The organism is Ignavibacteriales bacterium (assembly GCA_026390595.1).
GTDB lineage: Bacteria > Bacteroidota > Ignavibacteria > UBA10030 > UBA10030 > UBA9647.
The window spans coordinates 282,160-302,180 of sequence record JAPLFQ010000025.1; the positions used below are offsets into that span (position 1 = coordinate 282,160).

The window sequence follows — 20,021 nt, forward strand, 5'->3', positions numbered from 1 at the left end:
GTGTGCTTCTCCGGATCAGAATTGGACGGGCTGAGGCTGTCCTGTTTTCATAGACTCGATCGCCCTCAGCAAAAGCACCGTCGCTCGTATGCCGTGGCGCAAGGTGGCGGATGGCTGTGCCTTTCGGCCGACAGCCTCAAGGAACTCCCTGTTCTCGAGCAGGAAACCAAGTTCTTCAGAATCGGTGTAGTGCTCTTCGTGTTTTCCGTCCCACATGGATACCTGCTTGAGTCTGTCATACAGATGAGCGCTGCGAGTACCGTCCATCACTTGAAAAGAGAGCTTGGAGACGTACGGGGTCAGTCCGATGTCCCCTACGGTGAGGCTGCCTGTCACACCGCTTCCGAATGTGATCGTCGCTGTGAGCGCGTCAGTGATGTCAAGCCCGGGATGGTGGTAATTTCCTCCGGCGGCATAGACCTTGACCGGCTCGCTTCCCACAAGATAGCACATGAGATCTGCAGCATGGCATCCCTGGGAAATTACGTTGCCTCCGCCTCGAACGGGATCGTTCGCCCAGAACGAATCGGGCCAGCGCTCGTCGGTCATTTGTGCTATGCACAGGAGGGGTGAAGGCATGAACTCACGCACCTTCTGCACTGAGGGGTAGAAACGAAGCTTGAACGCGGTCATGAAGTGGATGCCTGAACGCTCGACAGCGTTCTGAAGGTCCTCGCATTCCCGGAGGGACATCGCGACCGGCTTCTCCATCATGATGTGCTTGCCGGCTCTGGCTGCCGCAATGCCCAGTTGTGCGTGGCTATCGTTGTGTGTGCAGACATAGACCGCATCGATGGAATCATCGCGCAGGAGGCGCTCGGGGTTGGAGCAGACGTATGCGTCGGGTGAGTATGCGAGAAGCTTGCTGGCCTTTGCCTCATGAGTGTCGCACAGCCCGCGGATGGTGGCTGTGCCGATCTCCTTGATGCAGCGGGCGTGGATTTGCCCCATTTCACCACATCCGATGATGCCGATATTGATTGCGGCTGGCATGCACAATCAGAGCAATAGTGCCTGAAGATGTTGGGGGCTGCAAACTCGAAGCTGGCGCAAAATAGCCCTGATTCACTACGAAAGCAAGGGCGATGGAGGGGTGTTCAGCGCGAGCCCCTGCCTGCCGGGAGCACACCTCTGCGTCACATTTCTTTCCTCGGGGGAAGTGTTCATGAAAGACTCCCGGGAGCCCGCGCGGAAATATTTGCAATCGTTGCGATTTAGTTGTTGTTTTCAGACCAACGCTCCACATCAACTTACAAGAAATCCCCCTCGGGCATCAGGGGGTGATCATCATGCCTCCTGCTGAATAAACCAATGAACCGCCATAATTTCATTCGAGCCGCAGATGTCTCACTTGCCTCACTCCTGCTACGCGATGTTCTTTTCGCGAACAGGCACAAAGGACCCATCATGAATCTTCCTGATGAAGTAACAGCCATCCTGGGCGACCAGTTCGTCACGTTGACGGGCAGGGGAGCGTCCTGGACATACAAGGATCTGATCGTCGAGTTGCTGGTCCAGGGCGAAAGCATCGCTGTGGAGATTGAATCTCCCCGGTCAAGTCTGACCGCAGTGACGCTGCGTTGGAAACAAAAAGGCCGCGGCAATTGCAGGATCCTGAATGACCAATGGGAACGAACCTACGGTGATGTCTCGTGGCACGTGCCGTCCGAATCAGAACTATTGCCCTGGTATTTCATGGAACATGACGGACGAAGCACGATCGGCGTTGGCGTGAAAACGGGGACTGCATCCTTCTGCTTCTGGCAGGTCGGGAAGGAGCAGGTGAGCTTAACGATGGATACGCGATCCGGGGGGAACGCCGTTCAATTGGGCGGCAGGAAGCTGCGGGCTGCTGAGATTGTCACGACGAAGAGTGATTCAGGTGAGTCTCCGTTCCTGACTGCCCGAAGGTTCATGAAAACGATGTGTGATCATGCCCGCATGCCTGCGCAGCCTGTGTACGGAATCAATGACTGGTATTTCACGTATGGGAACAACTCAGAAGACCTGATTCTGGAACATACCAATCTGATGGCGCCGATGGCGGAAGGGCTGAGCAACCGGCCATTCTCTGTCATTGATGCTGGTTGGTTTGTGACGTCGCCATCTGTGCCAAATGATTCTTCCTGGGGAGATCGATTGGACCTCCCCAATTCAAAATTCGGAGACATGAGCAGGGTTGCCGAGCGCATCAGAAAGGCCGGAATGCGTCCCGGCATCTGGACACGTCCACTCTGTGGAAGCCACAACGATCCTCACTCATTGATGCTGCCTCTGGTGAAGGGGAGAGATGCACAAAAGCCGGTGCTGGATCCTACTATCCCTGAGAATCTCAAAAGGATTTCAGAACTTTTCAAAGTCTACAATAGCTGGAGATACGATCTGGTAAAGTTCGATTTTACCTCGTTTGATATCTTTGGGAAATGGGGCTTTGAGATGTTGCGGGATGGAGCGATCAGCAGTTCCGGGTGGAGCATGCACGACAATTCCAAAACAAATGCAGAAATCATTCTTAACCTTTACAAAACCATCCGGATAGCTGCCGGGGACACGTATGTCTTAGCCTGCAATACCTTCAGTCATCTCTCGGCAGGGCTCTTTGAGTTGAATCGCATCGGCGACGACACCTCAGGGATTGAATGGGCGAGAACACGCAAGATGGGTGTGAACACGCTGGCGTTCAGAGGGATGCATCACGGAATATTCTATGCCGCCGATCCCGATTGTGTGGGTGTGACCAACAAAGTGGCGTGGGACAAAAACAAACAATGGATGCATCTGGTAGCGAAAAGCGGTACGCCCCTCTTTATCTCAGCTCAACCCGACGCGACAGGATCAGCACAGAAGGCGATGATCAAGGAGTGCTTTGCGTCGGCCTCTCAGGATTTGCCTCTTGGAGAACCGCTGGACTGGACAGAGAGTGCTTTCCCGAAGAGATGGAAGTTGAAGGAGGAGGAAGTGAGCTTCGACTGGGATTGAGAGATCTCCCTCGCGAACAGTGGGTGCAATCATCCGGGAGTTCAAGGGGGCTTCAACGAAACGTATGAATGAACTACGTCTTGCGCCAGGTGCACGTGTCTGGCAGCGCAACTACTACGAGCATATCATCCGCGATGGCAATGATTACGACCGGATCGAGGAATACATCGCAGAAAATGTCGCCAAGTGGTCTGAGGACAAGGAGGATCCGAACAACGATCCAATGAAATCCAGCAATGCGTAATGTGCCCTTCAGCGGTCAGGCTCAAAACGAAAAAAGAGTTAGCTTCGTCCCGGCGGACTCGCTAACTCTTCCCGTTTTGGAACCAACTTGCGCGGAACAATTGTCAATTGAGAATTCACAATTGAAAATTGAGGATTATGCCTCCCGTCTCGCTGCGCTCGACGGGATTCTCAAAATGACATAGAAGTTAACTTCACTCCGTTCGTTAACTTCTGTCATTTTGGAAGTAGCCCTAAAGGGATTCTTCTGCACCCTGAAAATTCGTGCATCGTGTTCATCCTGGAACTCGACTAACGGAGGATTGCAGGAAAATCCCATATTCTTAGAAGAGAACCGAAACCAACCCCTCTCGACAGCCGGCTTCTACTTCGGATGAGAGATAATATCCAAGAGGTAGTAGGTATCGCCCTCGATCGTGAAGTAGAAACGCCAGTCTCGCGTCACCCGAGCTTGCCAGATTCCTCGTGCCTCGTCATACTTCTTGGCTCTCAGGGAAGGGTGGCGCAAATTCGCAAGCAAAAGGGCCACCCGACGGTCAAACGCTCCTTGAATTGCAGCTGGGGCTTGCTCATAGCTCTTGACGAAACGGTTAGTATAGAAAAGCCGCATCAGCTTTTTCTCGGTCTTTTGGAGGAACGGCGGAGGGACTGCACCACCTCTTTCGCCGTTCTAAACGGTCCTTGAACGCGGCCCTTCTTAACATCGTCAAGAGCCTCGGACAGTCGTTGCTCAATATGCTTGTCGACGAGAGCCTTGGGAGTTAACACAAGCGTCCCGTTTCGGAGCTCTATCTCCAGATAGTCACCTGCACGGAGGTGAAGTTCCTCGTGAATCTTCTTTGGGATGGCTACCTGACGGCTCGCGCCGATTTTGACAGCGGCCATAGCGTGTTCTCCTCTTGTTTGGGTTTTCATATAATTGTATTATACAAAGATAGTGCAGGGTAAGCAGATTGTCAAGCTGAGAAAGGGGCCTTTGGGCGTCCATCTCGACCCACATCGACGCAACCCACGCCTGCGTGCGCCCCGTCGCTGAAGCTCTGGGGCGTAAGCGACCGAAACGGTGAGCGTTAACACTCCGGCGTGCAGGCACGCCATCGCTCACCACCAGGTGATACTAATCGACAACGATGTGCTTATCATCTGGTCCTTCAACTTCACGAAAGAGGCGGAAGAAAGGAATGCAGAGAATCTCATTGTAATTCAAAGCAAGCGGCTTACTCCCTTAGCTGTGGTGAATTGGCGAAAACATCATTAGCATTGCATCCCACCCCGATGACGCTTTTTCCTCGAGCCTCGCGATCTTTGCCCGTTTTGGAAGAACAGAGGTAGCGCAGCTGAGCCGTTGCACTTTCAATTCTGTAGGCCCCCTACCGTATCCCGTGCTAAGCACCTGCACGCCATCCTCCCCCATTTCAAAACTACGACGGATTGACTTCGTGCATTGAAAACACACCAATCATTCTCGTTATCCCCACAAACGATCCCCGAGAAAACAGATACTACTTACTTCCTGTCTTTTCGCATTCACTCAATCGGACAGCAATCCTCGCAAAACGTAATCGTAGGATCCGCCAACATGATGCGTTGAATGCCAAGTCAGGGAACCAGCGTGTGCATCGGCGACGGGTTCTCTTTACACAAGGGATTAACTCCTCTTTCATTCCTTTGGCCTATTTCATTGTGACAAGCTCTTCGATAACTTTCTCAGGCGAATAATAATCGACCGATCGGATTCCAATGACTTCATCGGCTATGATTCCCCCGCAACGTGGCGCTCAATCAATCTGCATCCGAATAAAATTCCGATTCACATATCTTCACTTTACTTACCACACGATCTGGAATGTTCTCAATTTGTAGCCGGATCATACTGACCGTGAAGACAATCCTCGGTCACATTTGATTTGTCAACGGACTAACACTGACTCAGAAAGGGAAAGCATGACAAAGAGGAGCCGGAGTCCCTTTGGCCCGATTGCTCTCTGTATATCAGGTGGCGACTGTCGTTAGGTTGCTAACGGGAACCCGTGATGAAGAACCACCGACGAACCGAAAACAAGAAGGAAACAGAATTGAAAATGCTCTACATAGAGAACTCGAAATGCCGCGTCCTCCTGACATTCTTTTTGGTAGTTCAGAGTATCGGTTCTTCCTTATGCTTTGGTCAGGATTTCTATCCTCTTCAGGCAGGCGATGTATGGCAGTATAAAGTGACTTTTCAAGGAGACTTCAATGGTTACTCGACGAAACAGATCATTAGGGACACTCTAATGCCAAACGGGAATAGATACTTCGTGTTTTCAAATGGCGCAGCTGAGAGAGTCACGGATTCATTGGTTTCGTATCGCTATGACTCAAGAAACTTTGACTTGGATACATCCACTGCAGAATTGGTCTTGAACAGGTTTAACAGTCCGATCGGAACAGCGTGGCGGTCCTTTGAAATGCAAGCCGATCCGAGAGGTATGATCGCGAAAATGGAACAATCATCCTCGTCAGTCTGGTTTGGGGAAATTGTCGAGATGAAATTGATCTCGTATTACACCCAATCAGGGTTGTTTGGCGCAAATAATTACTACTCGAAGAAGCATGGTTTGGTTTATTCAGCACTTGAAGGCGGTGCTTCGTACGAGTTGACGGGTGCAAGGATTGGAGGAGTTGTCTACGGGGTGATTACAGGAATCGTCAACTCACATAGCAAAATGCCTGGTGGCTTTAGTGTTGCCAACCCGTATCCGAATCCCTTCAACTCATCGACGACAATTGAATACACGCTGTCAGAGGAAAACGTGGTTTCAATTTCAGTCTATGGAATTCTCGGTAATCTGGTCAAAAGCCTTCAGCCTGAGAAAAGATCCCAGGGAGTTTACCTCGTCCGATGGAATCTCGATGACGAAGCCGGCAGAAAGCTCCCAAGTGGGGTGTATTTCTTCAGGATAAGTAGCGGGAGGAACGGCGTCATAAGGAAAGTACTCGCAATTCAATAACCAACATTGACAAAAGGAGCCGCTTATGCGATACCTCATCCTATTATTGGCACTAATCGGGTTGATGAGTCCGGCGCATGTCTGCGCCCAAGACTCGTTCTGCGGATCTAGCACTGGGGGGAGCCAGCAACAAGTGCTGGATAACACAACCTTTCCGTCATATGGAGGCATATGGCTACCCTCTACTGGAACGATCAAAGCATATGTCGTCTTTGTGCAGTTCAAAGATCAATCGATTACTGACGCCAATTGGCCGGCGAACTCGCTTCCTAATTGGGGAGCGAGTTTCGTCGCTAGCTCGGTTGATCAAAACGGGAATTATCCGACAGGAAGCCTCTCTAAGCGGATGTACGGTTTTTCAAATGGTGCGCTTCATGTCATAGGAGACTATTATCCCCAAGTTGTTCTTACCGATCTGAACGCAAACGAGTATTCGAGTTACGGGCAGGTGAATTATGAGATCCTGCAAAGAATCGACCAAAACGTGAATTTTGCATTGTACGATAACTTTAACTACAGTGGCGACTATGATGTTGTCCCTGGTGCTGACAATCGTGTTGACCTTGTCATATTGATTTACAGGAGTGTACCTCAGACAGCACCCTATTTCTGGTGGGGGATTGCCGAACTCGGCTTTGATAGCTGTCCCACAAATGATAATGGGAGAGTCATATATGGCGGCGCGCCGGGATCTGGCCTTACAGTGGCTTTTCATCCTAATGATGGCGCAGGCACTGTTATGCCATTTGACGATGCCGTGGGACTAGCGGTCCACGAAACCTCACACTTCTTTTTCGGCCGTGGTCACTTCATCCACAACTTCGCTACTCTCGGTGCAATGAGCGATGAAAACGGCGGGAGTTCATTTAACTCTGTCGAGAGAAGATGGCTCGGATGGATGGATTTCACATATCCTAGTTCTGATCCCACCACGGTCACACTAAGAGATTTCTTTACAACCCGAGATGCTTGCGCGGTGCAAATCGGTACCTCAAACCAATGGTTTGTTATCGAAAACAGACAAAGAATAGATCCTCTTGATAAGGCCCCTTACCCTGGTGTCTATGTCTATTTCTTTGACGGCTACTATTGGGGTGGTCTTGACATAGTAAGTGCAGATGGCCGGTGGAATTGGGCGTGGAATTACTCTTCACAACAAGCAGAAAAATCTTCAGCGAATCCTTCAACAGGTAGATCAAAACTGCAGCTGGTCGATCTCGCTGGCGTTGACCGGAAACCGCCGGGGTTCAATGGAGATAGTCTTGATCCGTTTAATTTTGGGTATAAGACTACGCTTGTTCCAAATGCCAATCCATCAAGTTACACGCGTGATGGCATGCTTAGTAATATCGCGATGCAGTTGGTCAGTGCAAACGATGGTGCCTTCACAATAAAGATCTACAAGAATGCGATTTCAGGATCAGTCTCAGGGAACATCGCCACAAACACCGTCTGGGCTGGAAACGTCATTGCTACAGGTTCGGTTACCGTGAACTCAGGAGTAAGCCTGGTGATCTTGCCGGGTTCAACAGTAAGTTTCGCGAACGGCACTTCTCTCACAGTGTACGGTACTCTCAGCGCCACGGATGCAACCTTCACCAGTTCCTCTACTTGGAGTGGAATCGTAATAAGTGGAACTGGGGCTAATAATTCTTCATTGGAAAACTGCACCATTGAGCACGTTCTGACTTATGGAGGTTCTGCGCTCACCGTCAACGGCGCATCTGGCGTCAAGATTCACTACTGCAACATATCCAACAACGCCAGTTTTGGGACCGGCGGAGTGTCATTCATTGATGCAGGTGATCCGGAAATCTACCACAACACCATTAGCTCCAATGGTGGTTACGGTGTCAGGTTCTACAACACTAATGGCAATATCTGGGAAAATACGATTACCTCAAATGCGGAAGGGGGTGTGTATTGTAACAGTGCCGCTCATCCTGCGTTCGGAAGGGTGGGATATTACTATAGCACCTCCAAGGGCAACAACACAATCAGCGGGGGGTACTACGGCGTGCAGCTAAATAGCTGGTCCAGCGCGTACATCGGCTCAACAAACAATTCGTCCTACGGCTATAACCGCATTACTTCGACCACGACGGCGCGCGTCTTCGCTGGCGCTTACTGCGAGGCTGTGGCGGAGCAAACTTGGTGGGGGGCGAATCCTCCCGATCCTGTGTAGTTCCAACTGTATGATGCCTCTTCTCTCATCGAGTGGAGCCCTTATTTGACGTCAGATCCAGGTGCAGCCTCTAGATTAATCCAAGTAATGGCGCCAGCAATTCTCCTGTCGCGACAAAATCTCGGAGGTGTCGAAAAGGACAAAGAATGGAGAAAATCTCTCCAGACGGCAGTGGAAGACCGCATCAACGGCCAGTATGACGATGCGAAGCAAATCTTACATAAATTAATTGCGACGAATCCCGCCCCTGAGGCGCCAACGTTCGCGGCGGTGGAATTCTTGCAGCTCTATCGAGCAACCTTGGACGACGACATAATCAGGCTCACCCGCTCTAACCTGGTTGAAAAGAGAGTGCCTGAAGCCGTTTCTCAGTTGCTCCTGGCGAAGATGTTGTCTTTAAAACCAGAGAAGAGCGAAACAATTGATCTTCTGAATGCCGTAGCCGCCAGTAATCCCGCCACCGAACAGGAGAAACTTGCGTTGTTGGATTTGTTCCACTTGTACTACGCATCGCCCCAATACGCGTCTTCTCTGAACATTCCTCTCACATCGTTACTCAAGAACCACCCTGACGATCCAGACGTGAAGGAAGCTCTCTGGTTGAGCAATATCAGACAATCCAATTCGGCGATGCAAAAGGCTGAACCCGCCAAGGAAGCAACTCAATTGTTCTCCAACAATTTAACCTTGGAGAACTATCCGAATCCGTTTAATCCATCGACCATCATCCGATACAAACTCCCCACTGACGGGATGGTGTCGTTGAAGGTGTTTGATATCCTCGGCAGAGCAGTCACGACGTTGGTAGCTGAATTCAAGACGGCGGGAATCCATGAAGCACGTTTCGATGCAACAATGATCTCGAGCGGTATATACTTCTATCGACTCGATGCCGGCGGAAAGAGCGTTGTTGAAAGGATGGTCTTAATCAAATAATACCATCTGGCGCAACCAAAGAATCCCCGACTGCGCTAGGTCGAGAGATTGCGACGCTTGTGAACGAATACCAAACAGCAGGGGGTCATGAGGTGCGGTTTGATGCTTCGCATCTTTCCAGCGGAATGTACCTGTACGGGCTTGAGGCGGCAGGCAGGCCGATCGTGCAGAAGATGTTGCTCGCTAGGGAATCGCGGAAGCTCAGCGGGGACAAGATCGTGTCCGGTTCTGGCAATTCGCTGCCTGCCGTACGATCAGATTTCGTAGAGTGGTATCACGCCTCAGACATATTTTGAGGCGGGTAGTCCGATTCGAATTCTGTTTACAATGATATGCCAAGTGTCAGGACTAGAACTATCCTCATCAACTTACTTCGGCAGGGTGGCATTCGTTCCTAGAACCAAAGGAAATAAAAAAAGGTTGATATTTGCCGCGCTGTAAGACCGGTCTTAGTGTTTTTGAAAAGAGAGGGGAAATCAATATGCAACTCATGCGGGCTAGTTCAACAACAATCTTCAAATTTCTGATCATCGTCATCGGCCTTTGCCTTTCGGAGAGTAGCAGTGCTCAAGGATCCCCATTCTCAATTCAGGCCTCCCTAGGAGCATCTTACCTTCCCATGACAAAGACGTCCGAGTTCATCCAATCCTGGGGATACGGAGACTTCAAAAAGACATCAATGAATGTTACGGGTGAAGTGGGATTCAACTATGCCTTCAGCCAAGCAACGAGCACGATGTTAAAGATCGGGCTTTTGAAAACGTCATCTAAATTTTACCCCGGCTTCAATGAAGACCCAGAGGCGTTTGCGGCATGGACGCTGCAAATGGTCCCTGTCTCACTTGGGTTAGAATGCAGATTGTTGAAGGCTTCAGAAAGAGTATTCGTCTTCGGCAGTGCAGGATTTGGCGTATGCTTTAGTCAGGTCCGTCAATCCTCAAACTATACAGAGAGCGGTGAACCCACGGTTCCTCGTATTCGGCGGTACAATTTTCCGGAAAGCAAGGTCACGGGGACGCAAGCCACACTTGAAGGTTCAATTGGGATATCCCTCGGGATCACAAAATCAGTTTCGGTAGTACCAGTTGTCGATTATGAGTATGCACTTAACAGTATCAAAATGCGGGTTGAAGACCATTATGGGGTAGAAGCGTTTCCAGAAATCAACGTAACCAATCTTAGGTTTGGAGTAGGAATACAAATCACGTTATGAATGAGCTTGAATGGAGAACATTGATATGAGCAGATCGCGAATGTTGATTCTTCTGATCTTATTCTTGAGCGCTTCGAGTGCCGACGCGCAGGTTACTCCCAACGACAGCTTCTGACATGCCCCCCAAAAGCTGATCCAATTTGATATATTGGATCGGAGAAGAAAGGGGTTGAATATGGCACGGAAGAAACACACGGCAGAACAGATCATTGCGAAGCTCCATGAAGTTGAGGTCCTTCAGAGCCAAGGCAAGTCAGTCGCAGAAGCCGTTCGTCAGGTAGCAATCAGTGAGATGACATACTACAAGTGGCGGAAAGAGTACGGGGGGTTGAGGGTTGACCAAGCCAGGCGTCTCAAAGAGCTTGAACAAGAGAACCAGAGACTCCGGAAGGTAGTAGCGGAACAGACGATCGATATCTCCATCCTGAAGGAAGCCGCCCGGGGAAACTTCTGAGCCCGGACAAGAAGCGCCGGGCAGCCAGAGAAGTGCAGGATGCGCTGGGTTGTTCTGAACGGCGTGTGTGCAAAGTTCTTGAGCAGCCGCGTTCGACGCAACGCCTGGATCCAATCGTGTCGAAGATGAACCAGCAACTGACCGAACGGATCACGGATCTCGCTGTAGATTACGGTCGGTATGGATATCGTCGTATCACGACTCTGTTGCGCGAGGAAGGCTGGCATGTGAACCACAAGCGTGTGGAGTGCATATGGCGCCGGGAAGGGCTGAAAGTGCCGCAACGGCAACCCAAACGCCGACGATTGTGGCTGGGCGACGGCTCTTGTATCAGGCTTCGTGCAACACATCGGGATCATGTCTGGAGTTACGACTTTGTTGCCGACAGGACAAGCGAAGGACGGAAGATGCGGATGCTGAACATTATCGATGAATACACCCGTGAGTGTCTGGTGATCCGCATTGACCGAAAGATCACGGCCAGTGATGTCATCGAAACGCTGAAGGAGTTGTTCGTTACGAGGGGAGTGCCGGAGCATATCCGATCGGATAACGGCCCGGAGTTCGTTGCGGAGCTGGTTCGGGAATGGCTTCAACTGCTTGGTGTGAAGACTTTGTTTATCGAACCAGGCAGTCCCTGGCAAAACGGTTACATCGAATCATTCAACGGCAGGTTCAGAGATGAGTTGCTCAACGGAGAGATCTTTGATACATTGACCGAAGCGAGAGTTGTTACAGAACGATGGAGAAGACACTACAACAACTACAGGCCTCATAGCTCTCTGAACTACAGACCACCAGCACCAGAATCGTTTTACCAGCTCAGGCTTGCCAGTGCCTGAAGCATTACAATCCTAAACATACAACTGGCACATCATCTGGGGGCAGGTCAGTACGACTTGGGAGACAAGGTCAAGGCAACAGAATATTTCCGCTCGCTTATTGCGAGTTATCCAAAGGATCCGCTAAGCGCTTTGGCACTAGCTACTTTAGGCGAGTGGGCTGGAGGTGCGTCTACGAATCAACAAAAATCAGCCCGAACTGAAAACACCATCAAGACTAGCTTGTTCTTGGAGAACTATCCGAATCCATTCAATCCTTCTACGGTTGTCAGCTTTTCGGTGCCTGAAGCAGGGCTTGTTACCCTCAAGATCTTTGACTTACTTGGTCGCGAAGTCGCAACACTGGTGAACGAATTCACGACTGTGGGTACTCACGTCGCCATTTTCAATGGCTCTTCGTTGTCCAGTGGAATGTATGTCGCGAGGCTACAGATGGCAGGGAAAACAGCAGCCGCTAAGTTACTGCTCGCCAGGTAACTCTAGGCCTACAAGGAGGAAGTGGCTCCTCACGCCCGCCGTTCGAGATTTTGAACGGCGGGCGTTCTTTTGCAGCGGTTGCGCAGCGATGTATTCTTGCCGGTGAGCAGGATTGTGTTTGATCTCAGATTTGTGTCAGTCCGTGTCTCATGACCTAGGGGGATGGTTTCGCGATCAAGCTGCGATCGAAACCAGCGAACTACCGAAGAGGGAACATCGAACTTTGATGGAAGTGATGCAAGGAGATGCACGGACGAGGCGCGGTGTCGGATCAGCAAAATCATCAAAAGTACGATGACATTACTTCGGAACCACGAAGATTCGCTTGGCAAATTGGTGTAGCCCTAACGGGTTTCGAACCCGTATTTCGGCCTTGAGAGGGCCACGTCCTAGCCTTTAGACGATAGGGCCGGAAGACAATTGCGAATCGTTAATTGCCAATTGCGAATTGGAGGCAACTAAGAATCCGCGGTGCAATCCAGATGCACGGGTGAAGATAGAATTGCGAATTGAAGAAAGCGCGGCAATCTGGAATCCGCAATAATGCCGCAAGCAGGTAAAGATGAAATTGCGAATTGTCAATTGCCAATCTCGAATTGCCGTGAAGCACCCAATCCGAAATTCACAATCCGCAATCAGTAGTGTCCGGTTAAGTAGTTTTTGTTTTGCTATAAGTTCTTTGACAAGTGAGCGTTAAACGGATTTTCCAGTGTTATCGATTTGAACTCCGAAGTACCTTTGGGAAGAGCTTTTGTTACCTCACTATCCATTCCTGAAGGACATTGGCATGCATGCTGGGAGAACCGTCTTTTCACAACTGATGGACTTCGTGCCGCGTCATGAATTCCGTCGCATCGTCAAGCGCTATCGTGGTGAGCATCGTGTTCGCCACTTCTCCTGTTGGGAGCAATATCTCTCCATGGCGTTTGCGCAACTGACCTATCGAGAGAGCTTGCGTGACATTGAGACATGCCTACGTTCCCTTGGACCAACACTCTATCATAGTGGCATACGATCCACGATATCACGGTCAACACTTGCCTATGCAAATGAACGACGCTCATGGAAGATCTATCAGGATCTGGCTCTCGTGCTTATCGACCGAGCCCGTGTGTTGTACCGTGACGATCGCTTGCTCAGTGAGATCGAAAGCGCAGTCTATGCTCTTGATGCAACAACGATCGAACTGTGTTTAGCGCTGTTCCCATGGGCGCGAGCACAAAACCATCTGAGAACATGCGCAGGAGTCAAGCTGCACACACTCTTGGACGTACAGCGCAATCTGCCTGTATTTGCTAGGATTTCTGTCGCCAATCTATATGAAGTGCACATTCTTGACGAACTCGTATTTGAACCTGGTGCCTTCTACGTGCTCGACAGAGGATATACAGACTTCAGGCGCTTGAAGATTATCGATTCTTCCAGAGCCTTCTTCGTTATACGCGCCAAAAAGGGATTGCGCTTTACACGTACCGTTTCCCATGCGGTCGACAAATCACGGGGCATCAACGTTGATCAAACCATTCACCTGGTGATCAAGCGTTCACTCGAAGGATACCCGGATGCTCTGCGGCGCATCAAGTTCTTTGACATGGAGAAGAAACGTACGTTCGTGTTCCTTACGAACAATTTCCTGCTCGATGCAGCTTTGATTGCAGAACTCTATCGCTCGCGCTGGAAGATCGAACTGTTCTTCAAGTGGATCAAGCAGCATCTTCGCATCAAGGTCTTCTATGGCACAACATCGAATGCCGTCAACACCCAAATCTGGATTGCGCTTTCGGTTTTCGTCCTTGTGGCCATCATCAAGAAAGAACTCGACATCCATGCGCCACTTTACACAATTCTACAGATTCTGAGCGTCACCCTTTTTGAGAAAGAACCGATAAATCAAATACTTACAACGACCCCATTCCCAATTGACTCTGTCTCTCCCGTTAAGCAGTTGAATCTATTCAACTTTTAACCGGACAGCAGTGATCCGCAATCCGCAATGTTTTGCTGCCCCGCTAGGGCTCGAACCTAGACTCTTCTGATCCAGAGTCAGACGTGTTGCCAATTACACCACGGGGCAATCTTGAATTTCATAAGCTCCGTTGATAGTCCTGAGCGCTTGCCCGCTGAAGCCCGAAGGGCGTAAGGGGGAAGTCGAAGGACACCACGGGCATCATCTTCCGCGGATGTCCTGAGCGCAGTCGAAGGACACCACGGGCATCATCTCCCGCGGATGTGCTGAGCGCAGTCGAAGGTCACCACGGGGCAATAATAACCGGGTAATAAAGTACAGAAAAAGAAATTATTTTCCAATCAATTTCATCTGCTCTTCACAGCCGTAAGGGCACGCGACTTCGAATCAATGCGTACGATCTCCACTCTCCGTACTCCCCGGTCCCGGTAACCTTGACTTTCGGGCCATTTTTTGGTATACTTTCTCCGATTTCAAAAAGCATGTACGTCTAAAATCCTGTTTGTCGCCTTTGAAACAGCGTTATTGAGATTTCTCTTCAACGAACCAGGGCGAGATTACTAAAAGGGAAAACGGACACTACAGGTTGGCTCCAGGCCTTGATTCCCTCTGCATTGATACTTATTGCCGCACCGATCACCACCTCGAGATCTCTCCCGCTCGACGCACTCCACAACCTAACCAGTTCGGCCGCTATTATCAATTCAGGCGCCCCTGCGGCCATTTCGGTGCACACCCGGGACAGGCAGGTTGTGAGCTCCTTCGATCGCCAGAAGGCCGCGCCGCACAACGGCCCGGGCGGACGTTTCGCACATCTACAAAAGAATTGACAGCCTCACTATGATCACGAAGTACGGCTACGATGTCTTCTTTACAGTGGTTATCATCTGCCTCATGGTAGTTGCCCTTACGCTGGTCTTCCTTGAGCCAAAGGTGCCGAAATATGTCATCTCCGGCTCGGCCCTGGTCTTGCTGATGCTGACGGTGAATTTCTTTCGGGACCCCAACCGTTCGACTCCTCCGGGCGAAAACCTGATCATAGCCCCGGCGGACGGCAAGATCATCGCGGTGCGGGAGGTGGATGAAAAGGAGTATCTGCGCGCAAAGGCCACAGTCATCAGCATCTTCATGTCCCCCCTCAACGTTCACGTCAACCGTAATCCCATTTCCGGGACTGTGGGACACCTCCGTTATGTGAAGGGGGAATACTTCGCCGCGTTCGAAGAGAAAGCGTCGGAGAAAAACGAGCAAATGCTTATCGGCATTGAGAATCCGAAGGGCCGCGTCCTCTTTAAACAGATCGCCGGTTTCGTAGCCCGGCGCATCGTGTGCACGCTGAAGATGGGCGAACAGGTGAAAGCCGGGGACCGTTTCGGAATGATCAAATTTGGATCAAGAGTGGATGTGTTTGTCCCCGTGCGGGCAGCTGTAAACGCCAAAGTGGGCGACTTGACAGTCGCGGGGGAAACCGTGCTTGCAGAATTTCAATAGTTCCTGCGGAGACAAAGAATTATGAAAATCACAAGAGCAGTTGTCCCAAGCCTGTTCACGGTCCTGAATGCCTTCTGCGGATTCTTGTCGATCCTGAACGCGAGTCAGGGAAGGATCGAGATGGCCGCGTGGTTTATCGTTCTGGCGGGGGGATTTGATACGTTTGACGGCATCATGGCCCGCATCACCCGCTCCTCGAGCCAGTTTGGTGTGGAGCTCGATTCTCTGGCCGATGTGGTATCGTTTGGCGCCGCCCCTTCATTCCTCGTCTACCAGGCGTACCTCGGTACGCTCGGGAGCGTTGGAGTCATCATCAGTTCACTGCCGCTCGTATTCGGTGCCATCCGGCTCGCGCGCTTCAATGTGCAGCTCGTCGGGTTTGAAAAAGACCACTTCAAAGGGCTCCCGATTCCCGCTGCGGCGATCACCATCTGTGCGTACCTCCTTCAGTACAATACCGAACTTGGCGGGCTCAACGGGTGGACACACGACGGACTTGTCGCGCTGGTGCTCATCATTTCGCTCCTGATGGTCAGCAAAGTGCGATATGACACGCTGCCGAAGTTTAACCGCCGTGGATTCCGCGCTCACCCGTGGCGTGTGGTCGCGTTCTCCATCGCCGGTCTCATAGTCCTCGTATCGAAGGGGAATCTTCTCTTCCCGGTGATGGCGGCGTTCATCGGATTCGGAATATTGCGGGGCATCTACGAATGGGCCCGATCCATTGCCTCACACGTGGAAAAGGAACCGGAAGAAGAGAGCGAGATCTCAAGCATCGACATCTAAAAGCAGCATCAAGAAGAACCTCGTCTTTCTATAGACAATCTCTAGAACTCATCTCAAAAACGCCAACGACGTCATTGCGAGGCGCTCTTTGCCGAAGTCCCGCTCTTTCGATCCGCCTATGTGCGGGATCCAGAGAGGCGGACAATCTCTCTTTTGTCTCGGCATACCTTGGTGAGATTGCTTCGCTCGCCCCTGCGGGGCATCGCTCGCAATGACTTTGAGGGTTTTTGAGATAGCTTCTAGTAAGTCCAAAACGCTTCTCAGTATTTCTTTCTTTGCGTCCTTCGTTTACCCCGACGTCCTGAGCGAGCGCAGCGAGTCGAAGGATTGTCGGGGCGGCTTTGCCTGCCCGCCTCTGAGAATTCCATGAGGCAGGCGGGCGTGAGAATTCTTGACATGGGTCTTAATTAACGACGGAGAAACGACTTGTATCATTCAAAAATCTTGGTGACATTGAGGCAGTCGATACTCGACCCTCAGGGGAAAGCCGTTGAGCACGGCGCCCATTCGCTTGGCTACGATCGTGTCCGGAACGTCCGCATCGGCAAATTCGTGGAATTGAATGTGGATGCTCAGAACAAGGAAGAAGCTGAGAAGATCACGAGGGAAGTAAGCGAAAAACTGCTCGCAAATCCCGTGATGGAAGACTTTAGCTTCACGGTGGAAGAGAAAAGTTAATTGGTTAATTGGTCATATGGTTGAGTTGTTAGTTGCAAAGTGGTTAACTAACCACTCACCAATTAGCCAACCCGGCACTAACTCGTTAGTCCTTTTATGGCTCTCAAATTCGGCATTGTCGTATTTCCCGGATCGAACTGCGATCACGATTCCCACTACGTCGCGGAAACGATCCTCGGCCAGGAAGCCCGGCTGATCTGGCACAAGGAAACGTCCCTCGGCGACGTCGATATTGTGATACTTCCGGGGGGATTCTCGTACGGCGACTATCTCCGTTGCGGGGCCTTGGCGCGGTTTTCACCCATCATGAAAGAAGTCGTGCGGTTCGCGAATAATGGGGGGGCCGTTTTCGGCATCTGTAACGGCTTTCAGGTTCTCGTTGAGGCGGGACTGCTTCCGGGCGTACTCCTGCGTAACGACTCGCTCAAGTTCGTCTGCAAGTATGTCAACGTGCGGGTTGAAAACACCGGGACGATGTTCACTTCTCGCTGCAAGAAGGGGGAGATTCTCGCAATCCCCATTGCCCACGGCGACGGGAATTACTTTACTGACGAAGACACGCTGAAACGTCTGGAGGATGGAAACCAAGTCGTCTTCCGGTACTGTGACCAATCCGGCATCGTAACGGGTGGGTCCAATCCCAATGGCTCGATCTCCAACATCGCCGGGATCATCAACGAACAGGGAAATGTCATGGGTATGATGCCGCATCCTGAGCGGGCATCGGATCCTGCCCTTCACCATACCGATGGCAGAAAGATATTCGATTCGATCATAGAAAGTTTCGTTCAACAATCACAACTTGTTTGAAGGGAGTGTGTAGGAGTATGAGTCTCGGAGCGCCTGAAATAATTCTCATATTGTTTGTCATTCTGATTTTCTTCGGTGCCAAGAAGATACCGGAGCTTGCAAAAGGACTGGGAACCGGTATGCGGGAGTTTCGCAAGGCGGCACGCGAAATCCAGGATGATATCGAAAAAGACGTCAAACAGATCGATACCAAGAAGACCGACGAAGAGCCCAAGAAGTAGTTGTTGTCCTCCTGCAACAGACCTCGCGGCGATGCCCGGTCCTTGGGTAGGGGCGATCGTGCGGTGACCAATTCCTTCGCAACACTCCACGTCTGGCAGCTCGGAGCATTGGCAGGTTGTTGGAATTCTGATTGTTGAGACAAAGATAAACCGCAAAGGCCGCCTGATATTTTCTTGGGGGCTCTCTGCGTCCTTGGTGGTTCGTTCCTGAACGTGTTTACAAGAGAGACCACGGAAGCAGTGGACAGTTCCTAACCGATTGCCGGCAAGCTGCGGCAAGAGCCGAAGTATACCACCACGATGAAATCGTTCGACTCAATACAGTCTGAGTTGCGCGCAGGACGTACCAGCTGCGAGCGGCTGACGCAGGACTACATCGCCGCGATCGACGCGGGGAAGGAGCTCAATGCGTTCCTTTCCGTCTTTCCGAAGCAGGCCCTGGAAAGCGCGCGAGCCGTCGACCGGAAGCTCTCGGGCGGGACCGCCGGGCCTCTGGCCGGCATGGTCGTCGCTGTCAAGGATGTGCTCTGCGTTGAAGGGGAGCGCGTGACATGCGGATCGAAGATACTCGAGAATTTCGTTTCTCTCTATGATGCAACAGCAGTCTCCCGCCTCAAAGCGGCCGATGCAATCCTGATTGGCAAGACAAACATGGATGAGTTCGCCATGGGCTCGTCGACGGAAAACTCCGCGTACGGGCGCGTCCGGCTGCCGCAGGACAACGCGCGTGTGCCCGGAGGGTCGAGCGGCGGTTCAGCCGTGGCTGTGCGGGCGGGCCAGTGCACCACGTCGCTCGGTTCCGACACAGGCGGTTCCATTCGTCAGCCTGCGTCGTTCACCGGTGTGGTAGGGTTGAAACCGACCTACGGCAGAGTATCCCGGTACGGGCTGGTCGCGTTCGCGTCCTCGTTCGATTCAATCGGACCGTTCGCTCTGACCACGAGGGACGCCGCCAGAATTCTACAGGTCATCGCCGGGCATGATGAACGCGATTCGACCTGCTCGCGCAAGCCTGTCCCGGACTATCTCGCTGCGCTGACGCGCGACGTGCAAGGACTGCGTGTCGGGATTCCGAAAGAGTACTTTGGTGAAGGGCTCGACCCCGAGGTCCGCGCAGCTGTCGAGAAGAGCATCGAGGTCCTTAAGAAATCCGGCGCAACGGTCGGCGAGGTCAGCCTGCCGCACACCGAGTACACCATCGCCGCGTACTATATTCTTGCGACGGCGGAAGCATCGTCCAATCTTGCCCGGTATGACGGAGCGCGTTACGGGTTCCGGGCCGAAAAGGCAAAGGACCTGGCAGAGATGTACGTCAAGTCGCGCAGTGCGGGATTCGGGACGGAGGTAAAGCGGCGAATCATGCTCGGCACGTACGTTCTCTCCTCTGGATACTACGACGCCTATTACCGCAAGGGGCAGAAAGTACGTCGGCTGATACAAAAGGACTTCTTTGACGCTTTCCGGAATTTCGACTGCCTCATCACTCCCACGTCGCCGACAACTGCGTTCAAGGCGGGCGAGAAGGCGGATGATCCTTTGAAGATGTACCTGTCGGATGTCTACACCACATCGGCGAATCTCGCCGGAATTCCGGGAATCAGCATCCCGTGCGGGACAGACAGGCAGGGTCTCCCGATTGGCCTCCAGATCCTCGGGCGCCAATTTGATGAGTCCACTATCCTGAAAGTTGCTGATTTTCTGGAAAGCGCTTCTTAACTTTGGTCGAGTTCATTGGGCTTGCTCAGGGCAT

General features: G+C 51.6%; 17 protein-coding genes and 2 tRNA genes. 15 read left to right on the forward strand and 4 right to left on the reverse strand.

Annotated elements, in window-relative coordinates:
* Positions 1-15: 15 nt before the first annotated feature.
* Positions 16-993 carry a Gfo/Idh/MocA family oxidoreductase gene (locus NTU47_15010; protein MCX6135120.1) on the reverse strand — a complete coding sequence of 326 codons (978 nt, stop codon included), beginning with the start codon at positions 991-993 and terminating at the stop codon, positions 16-18.
* A 414-nt stretch (positions 994-1,407) separates the two neighbouring features.
* Between NTU47_15010 and NTU47_15015 the strand changes: the two genes are divergently transcribed.
* Both NTU47_15015 and NTU47_15020 read left to right on the forward strand, forming a co-directional pair.
* Entirely contained in the window at positions 1,408-2,979 is a 1,572-nt protein-coding gene (locus NTU47_15015; protein ID MCX6135121.1) for a hypothetical protein, read from the forward strand.
* A 64-nt stretch (positions 2,980-3,043) separates the two neighbouring features.
* Complete coding sequence (locus tag NTU47_15020) at positions 3,044-3,223, forward strand: hypothetical protein (GenBank protein MCX6135122.1); 180 nt, start codon at positions 3,044-3,046, stop codon at positions 3,221-3,223.
* 608 nt (positions 3,224-3,831) lie between these two features.
* On the opposite strand, the gene NTU47_15025 is transcribed toward NTU47_15020, so the two are convergent.
* Positions 3,832-4,107 carry an AbrB/MazE/SpoVT family DNA-binding domain-containing protein gene (locus NTU47_15025; protein MCX6135123.1) on the reverse strand — a complete coding sequence of 92 codons (276 nt, stop codon included), beginning with the start codon at positions 4,105-4,107 and terminating at the stop codon, positions 3,832-3,834.
* A 1,148-nt stretch (positions 4,108-5,255) separates the two neighbouring features.
* Here NTU47_15025 and NTU47_15030 point away from each other — a divergent pair.
* The 6 genes from NTU47_15030 to NTU47_15055 all read left to right on the forward strand — a co-directional run bounded on the left by NTU47_15030 (position 5,256) and on the right by NTU47_15055 (position 12,319).
* Positions 5,256-6,212 (forward strand): T9SS type A sorting domain-containing protein, encoded by a 957-nt coding sequence (locus tag NTU47_15030; GenBank protein MCX6135124.1) that lies wholly within the window; start codon positions 5,256-5,258, stop codon positions 6,210-6,212.
* A 25-nt stretch (positions 6,213-6,237) separates the two neighbouring features.
* On the forward strand, positions 6,238-8,397 hold the full coding sequence (locus NTU47_15035; GenBank protein ID MCX6135125.1) for a right-handed parallel beta-helix repeat-containing protein: 2,160 nt from the start codon (positions 6,238-6,240) through the stop codon (positions 8,395-8,397).
* 87 nt (positions 8,398-8,484) lie between these two features.
* Positions 8,485-9,333, forward strand: coding sequence for a T9SS type A sorting domain-containing protein (locus NTU47_15040; GenBank protein MCX6135126.1), 849 nt, complete (start codon positions 8,485-8,487; stop codon positions 9,331-9,333).
* A gap of 427 nt (positions 9,334-9,760) precedes the next feature.
* Entirely contained in the window at positions 9,761-10,546 is a 786-nt protein-coding gene (locus NTU47_15045; GenBank protein ID MCX6135127.1) for an outer membrane beta-barrel protein, read from the forward strand.
* Between the two features lie 175 nt (positions 10,547-10,721).
* Positions 10,722-11,842 (forward strand): IS3 family transposase gene (locus NTU47_15050; protein MCX6135128.1). Its coding sequence is split into 2 segments (ribosomal slippage): positions 10,722-10,986 and positions 10,986-11,842, totalling 1,122 coding nucleotides; the frame shifts between segments, so codons are not numbered across the junction.
* A 57-nt stretch (positions 11,843-11,899) separates the two neighbouring features.
* Positions 11,900-12,319, forward strand: coding sequence for a T9SS type A sorting domain-containing protein (locus NTU47_15055; GenBank protein ID MCX6135129.1), 420 nt, complete (start codon positions 11,900-11,902; stop codon positions 12,317-12,319).
* A gap of 339 nt (positions 12,320-12,658) precedes the next feature.
* On the opposite strand, the gene NTU47_15060 is transcribed toward NTU47_15055, so the two are convergent.
* Positions 12,659-12,730: transfer RNA gene (locus NTU47_15060), tRNA-Glu, on the reverse strand.
* Between the two features lie 376 nt (positions 12,731-13,106).
* On the opposite strand from NTU47_15060, the gene NTU47_15065 reads away from it, so the two are divergent.
* Positions 13,107-14,285: an IS4 family transposase gene (locus NTU47_15065; protein MCX6135130.1), complete on the forward strand. Its 1,179-nt coding sequence runs from the start codon at positions 13,107-13,109 to the stop codon at positions 14,283-14,285.
* Between the two features lie 35 nt (positions 14,286-14,320).
* Here the strand turns inward: NTU47_15065 and NTU47_15070 are convergent.
* Positions 14,321-14,393 (reverse strand) — tRNA-Gln (locus tag NTU47_15070).
* A gap of 732 nt (positions 14,394-15,125) precedes the next feature.
* On the opposite strand from NTU47_15070, the gene NTU47_15075 reads away from it, so the two are divergent.
* From NTU47_15075 to gatA, 6 genes are all read left to right on the forward strand, one after another.
* A complete protein-coding gene (locus NTU47_15075; GenBank protein ID MCX6135131.1) occupies positions 15,126-15,776 on the forward strand; it encodes a phosphatidylserine decarboxylase family protein in 651 nt (216 codons plus the stop codon).
* Positions 15,777-15,797: 21 nt separating this feature from the next.
* The gene (pssA, locus tag NTU47_15080) at positions 15,798-16,562 is read left to right on the forward strand and encodes a CDP-diacylglycerol--serine O-phosphatidyltransferase (GenBank protein MCX6135132.1); all 765 of its coding nucleotides are present in this window, start codon (positions 15,798-15,800) and stop codon (positions 16,560-16,562) included.
* Between the two features lie 426 nt (positions 16,563-16,988).
* The gene (purS, locus tag NTU47_15085; protein ID MCX6135133.1) at positions 16,989-17,240 is read left to right on the forward strand and encodes a phosphoribosylformylglycinamidine synthase subunit PurS; all 252 of its coding nucleotides are present in this window, start codon (positions 16,989-16,991) and stop codon (positions 17,238-17,240) included.
* Positions 17,241-17,336: 96 nt separating this feature from the next.
* Complete coding sequence (gene purQ, locus NTU47_15090; GenBank protein MCX6135134.1) at positions 17,337-18,050, forward strand: phosphoribosylformylglycinamidine synthase subunit PurQ; 714 nt, start codon at positions 17,337-17,339, stop codon at positions 18,048-18,050.
* A gap of 17 nt (positions 18,051-18,067) precedes the next feature.
* Complete coding sequence (gene tatA, locus NTU47_15095) at positions 18,068-18,271, forward strand: twin-arginine translocase TatA/TatE family subunit (GenBank protein MCX6135135.1); 204 nt, start codon at positions 18,068-18,070, stop codon at positions 18,269-18,271.
* Positions 18,272-18,571: 300 nt separating this feature from the next.
* A complete protein-coding gene (gatA, locus tag NTU47_15100) occupies positions 18,572-19,987 on the forward strand; it encodes an Asp-tRNA(Asn)/Glu-tRNA(Gln) amidotransferase subunit GatA (protein MCX6135136.1) in 1,416 nt (471 codons plus the stop codon).
* Positions 19,988-20,021 lie beyond the last annotated feature (34 nt).

Excerpts from the sequence above, each read along its gene's own strand:
- NTU47_15035 (MCX6135125.1), top strand. The coding sequence starts at position 6,238 with ATGCGATACCTCATCCTATTATTGGCACTAATCGGGTTGATGAGTCCG.
- NTU47_15040 (MCX6135126.1), top strand. The coding sequence starts at position 8,485 with ATGGCGCCAGCAATTCTCCTGTCGCGACAAAATCTCGGAGGTGTCGAA.
- NTU47_15065 (MCX6135130.1), top strand. The coding sequence starts at position 13,107 with ATGCATGCTGGGAGAACCGTCTTTTCACAACTGATGGACTTCGTGCCG.
- NTU47_15030 (MCX6135124.1), top strand. The coding sequence starts at position 5,256 with ATGAAGAACCACCGACGAACCGAAAACAAGAAGGAAACAGAATTGAAA.
- NTU47_15025 (MCX6135123.1), bottom strand. The coding sequence starts at position 4,107 with ATGGCCGCTGTCAAAATCGGCGCGAGCCGTCAGGTAGCCATCCCAAAG.
- NTU47_15075 (MCX6135131.1), top strand. The coding sequence starts at position 15,126 with ATGATCACGAAGTACGGCTACGATGTCTTCTTTACAGTGGTTATCATC.
- gatA (MCX6135136.1), top strand. The coding sequence starts at position 18,572 with ATGAAATCGTTCGACTCAATACAGTCTGAGTTGCGCGCAGGACGTACC.
- NTU47_15010 (MCX6135120.1), bottom strand. The coding sequence starts at position 993 with ATGCCAGCCGCAATCAATATCGGCATCATCGGATGTGGTGAAATGGGG.
- purQ (MCX6135134.1), top strand. The coding sequence starts at position 17,337 with ATGGCTCTCAAATTCGGCATTGTCGTATTTCCCGGATCGAACTGCGAT.
- pssA (MCX6135132.1), top strand. The coding sequence starts at position 15,798 with ATGAAAATCACAAGAGCAGTTGTCCCAAGCCTGTTCACGGTCCTGAAT.
- tatA (MCX6135135.1), top strand. The coding sequence starts at position 18,068 with ATGAGTCTCGGAGCGCCTGAAATAATTCTCATATTGTTTGTCATTCTG.
- NTU47_15015 (MCX6135121.1), top strand. The coding sequence starts at position 1,408 with ATGAATCTTCCTGATGAAGTAACAGCCATCCTGGGCGACCAGTTCGTC.
- NTU47_15020 (MCX6135122.1), top strand. The coding sequence starts at position 3,044 with ATGAATGAACTACGTCTTGCGCCAGGTGCACGTGTCTGGCAGCGCAAC.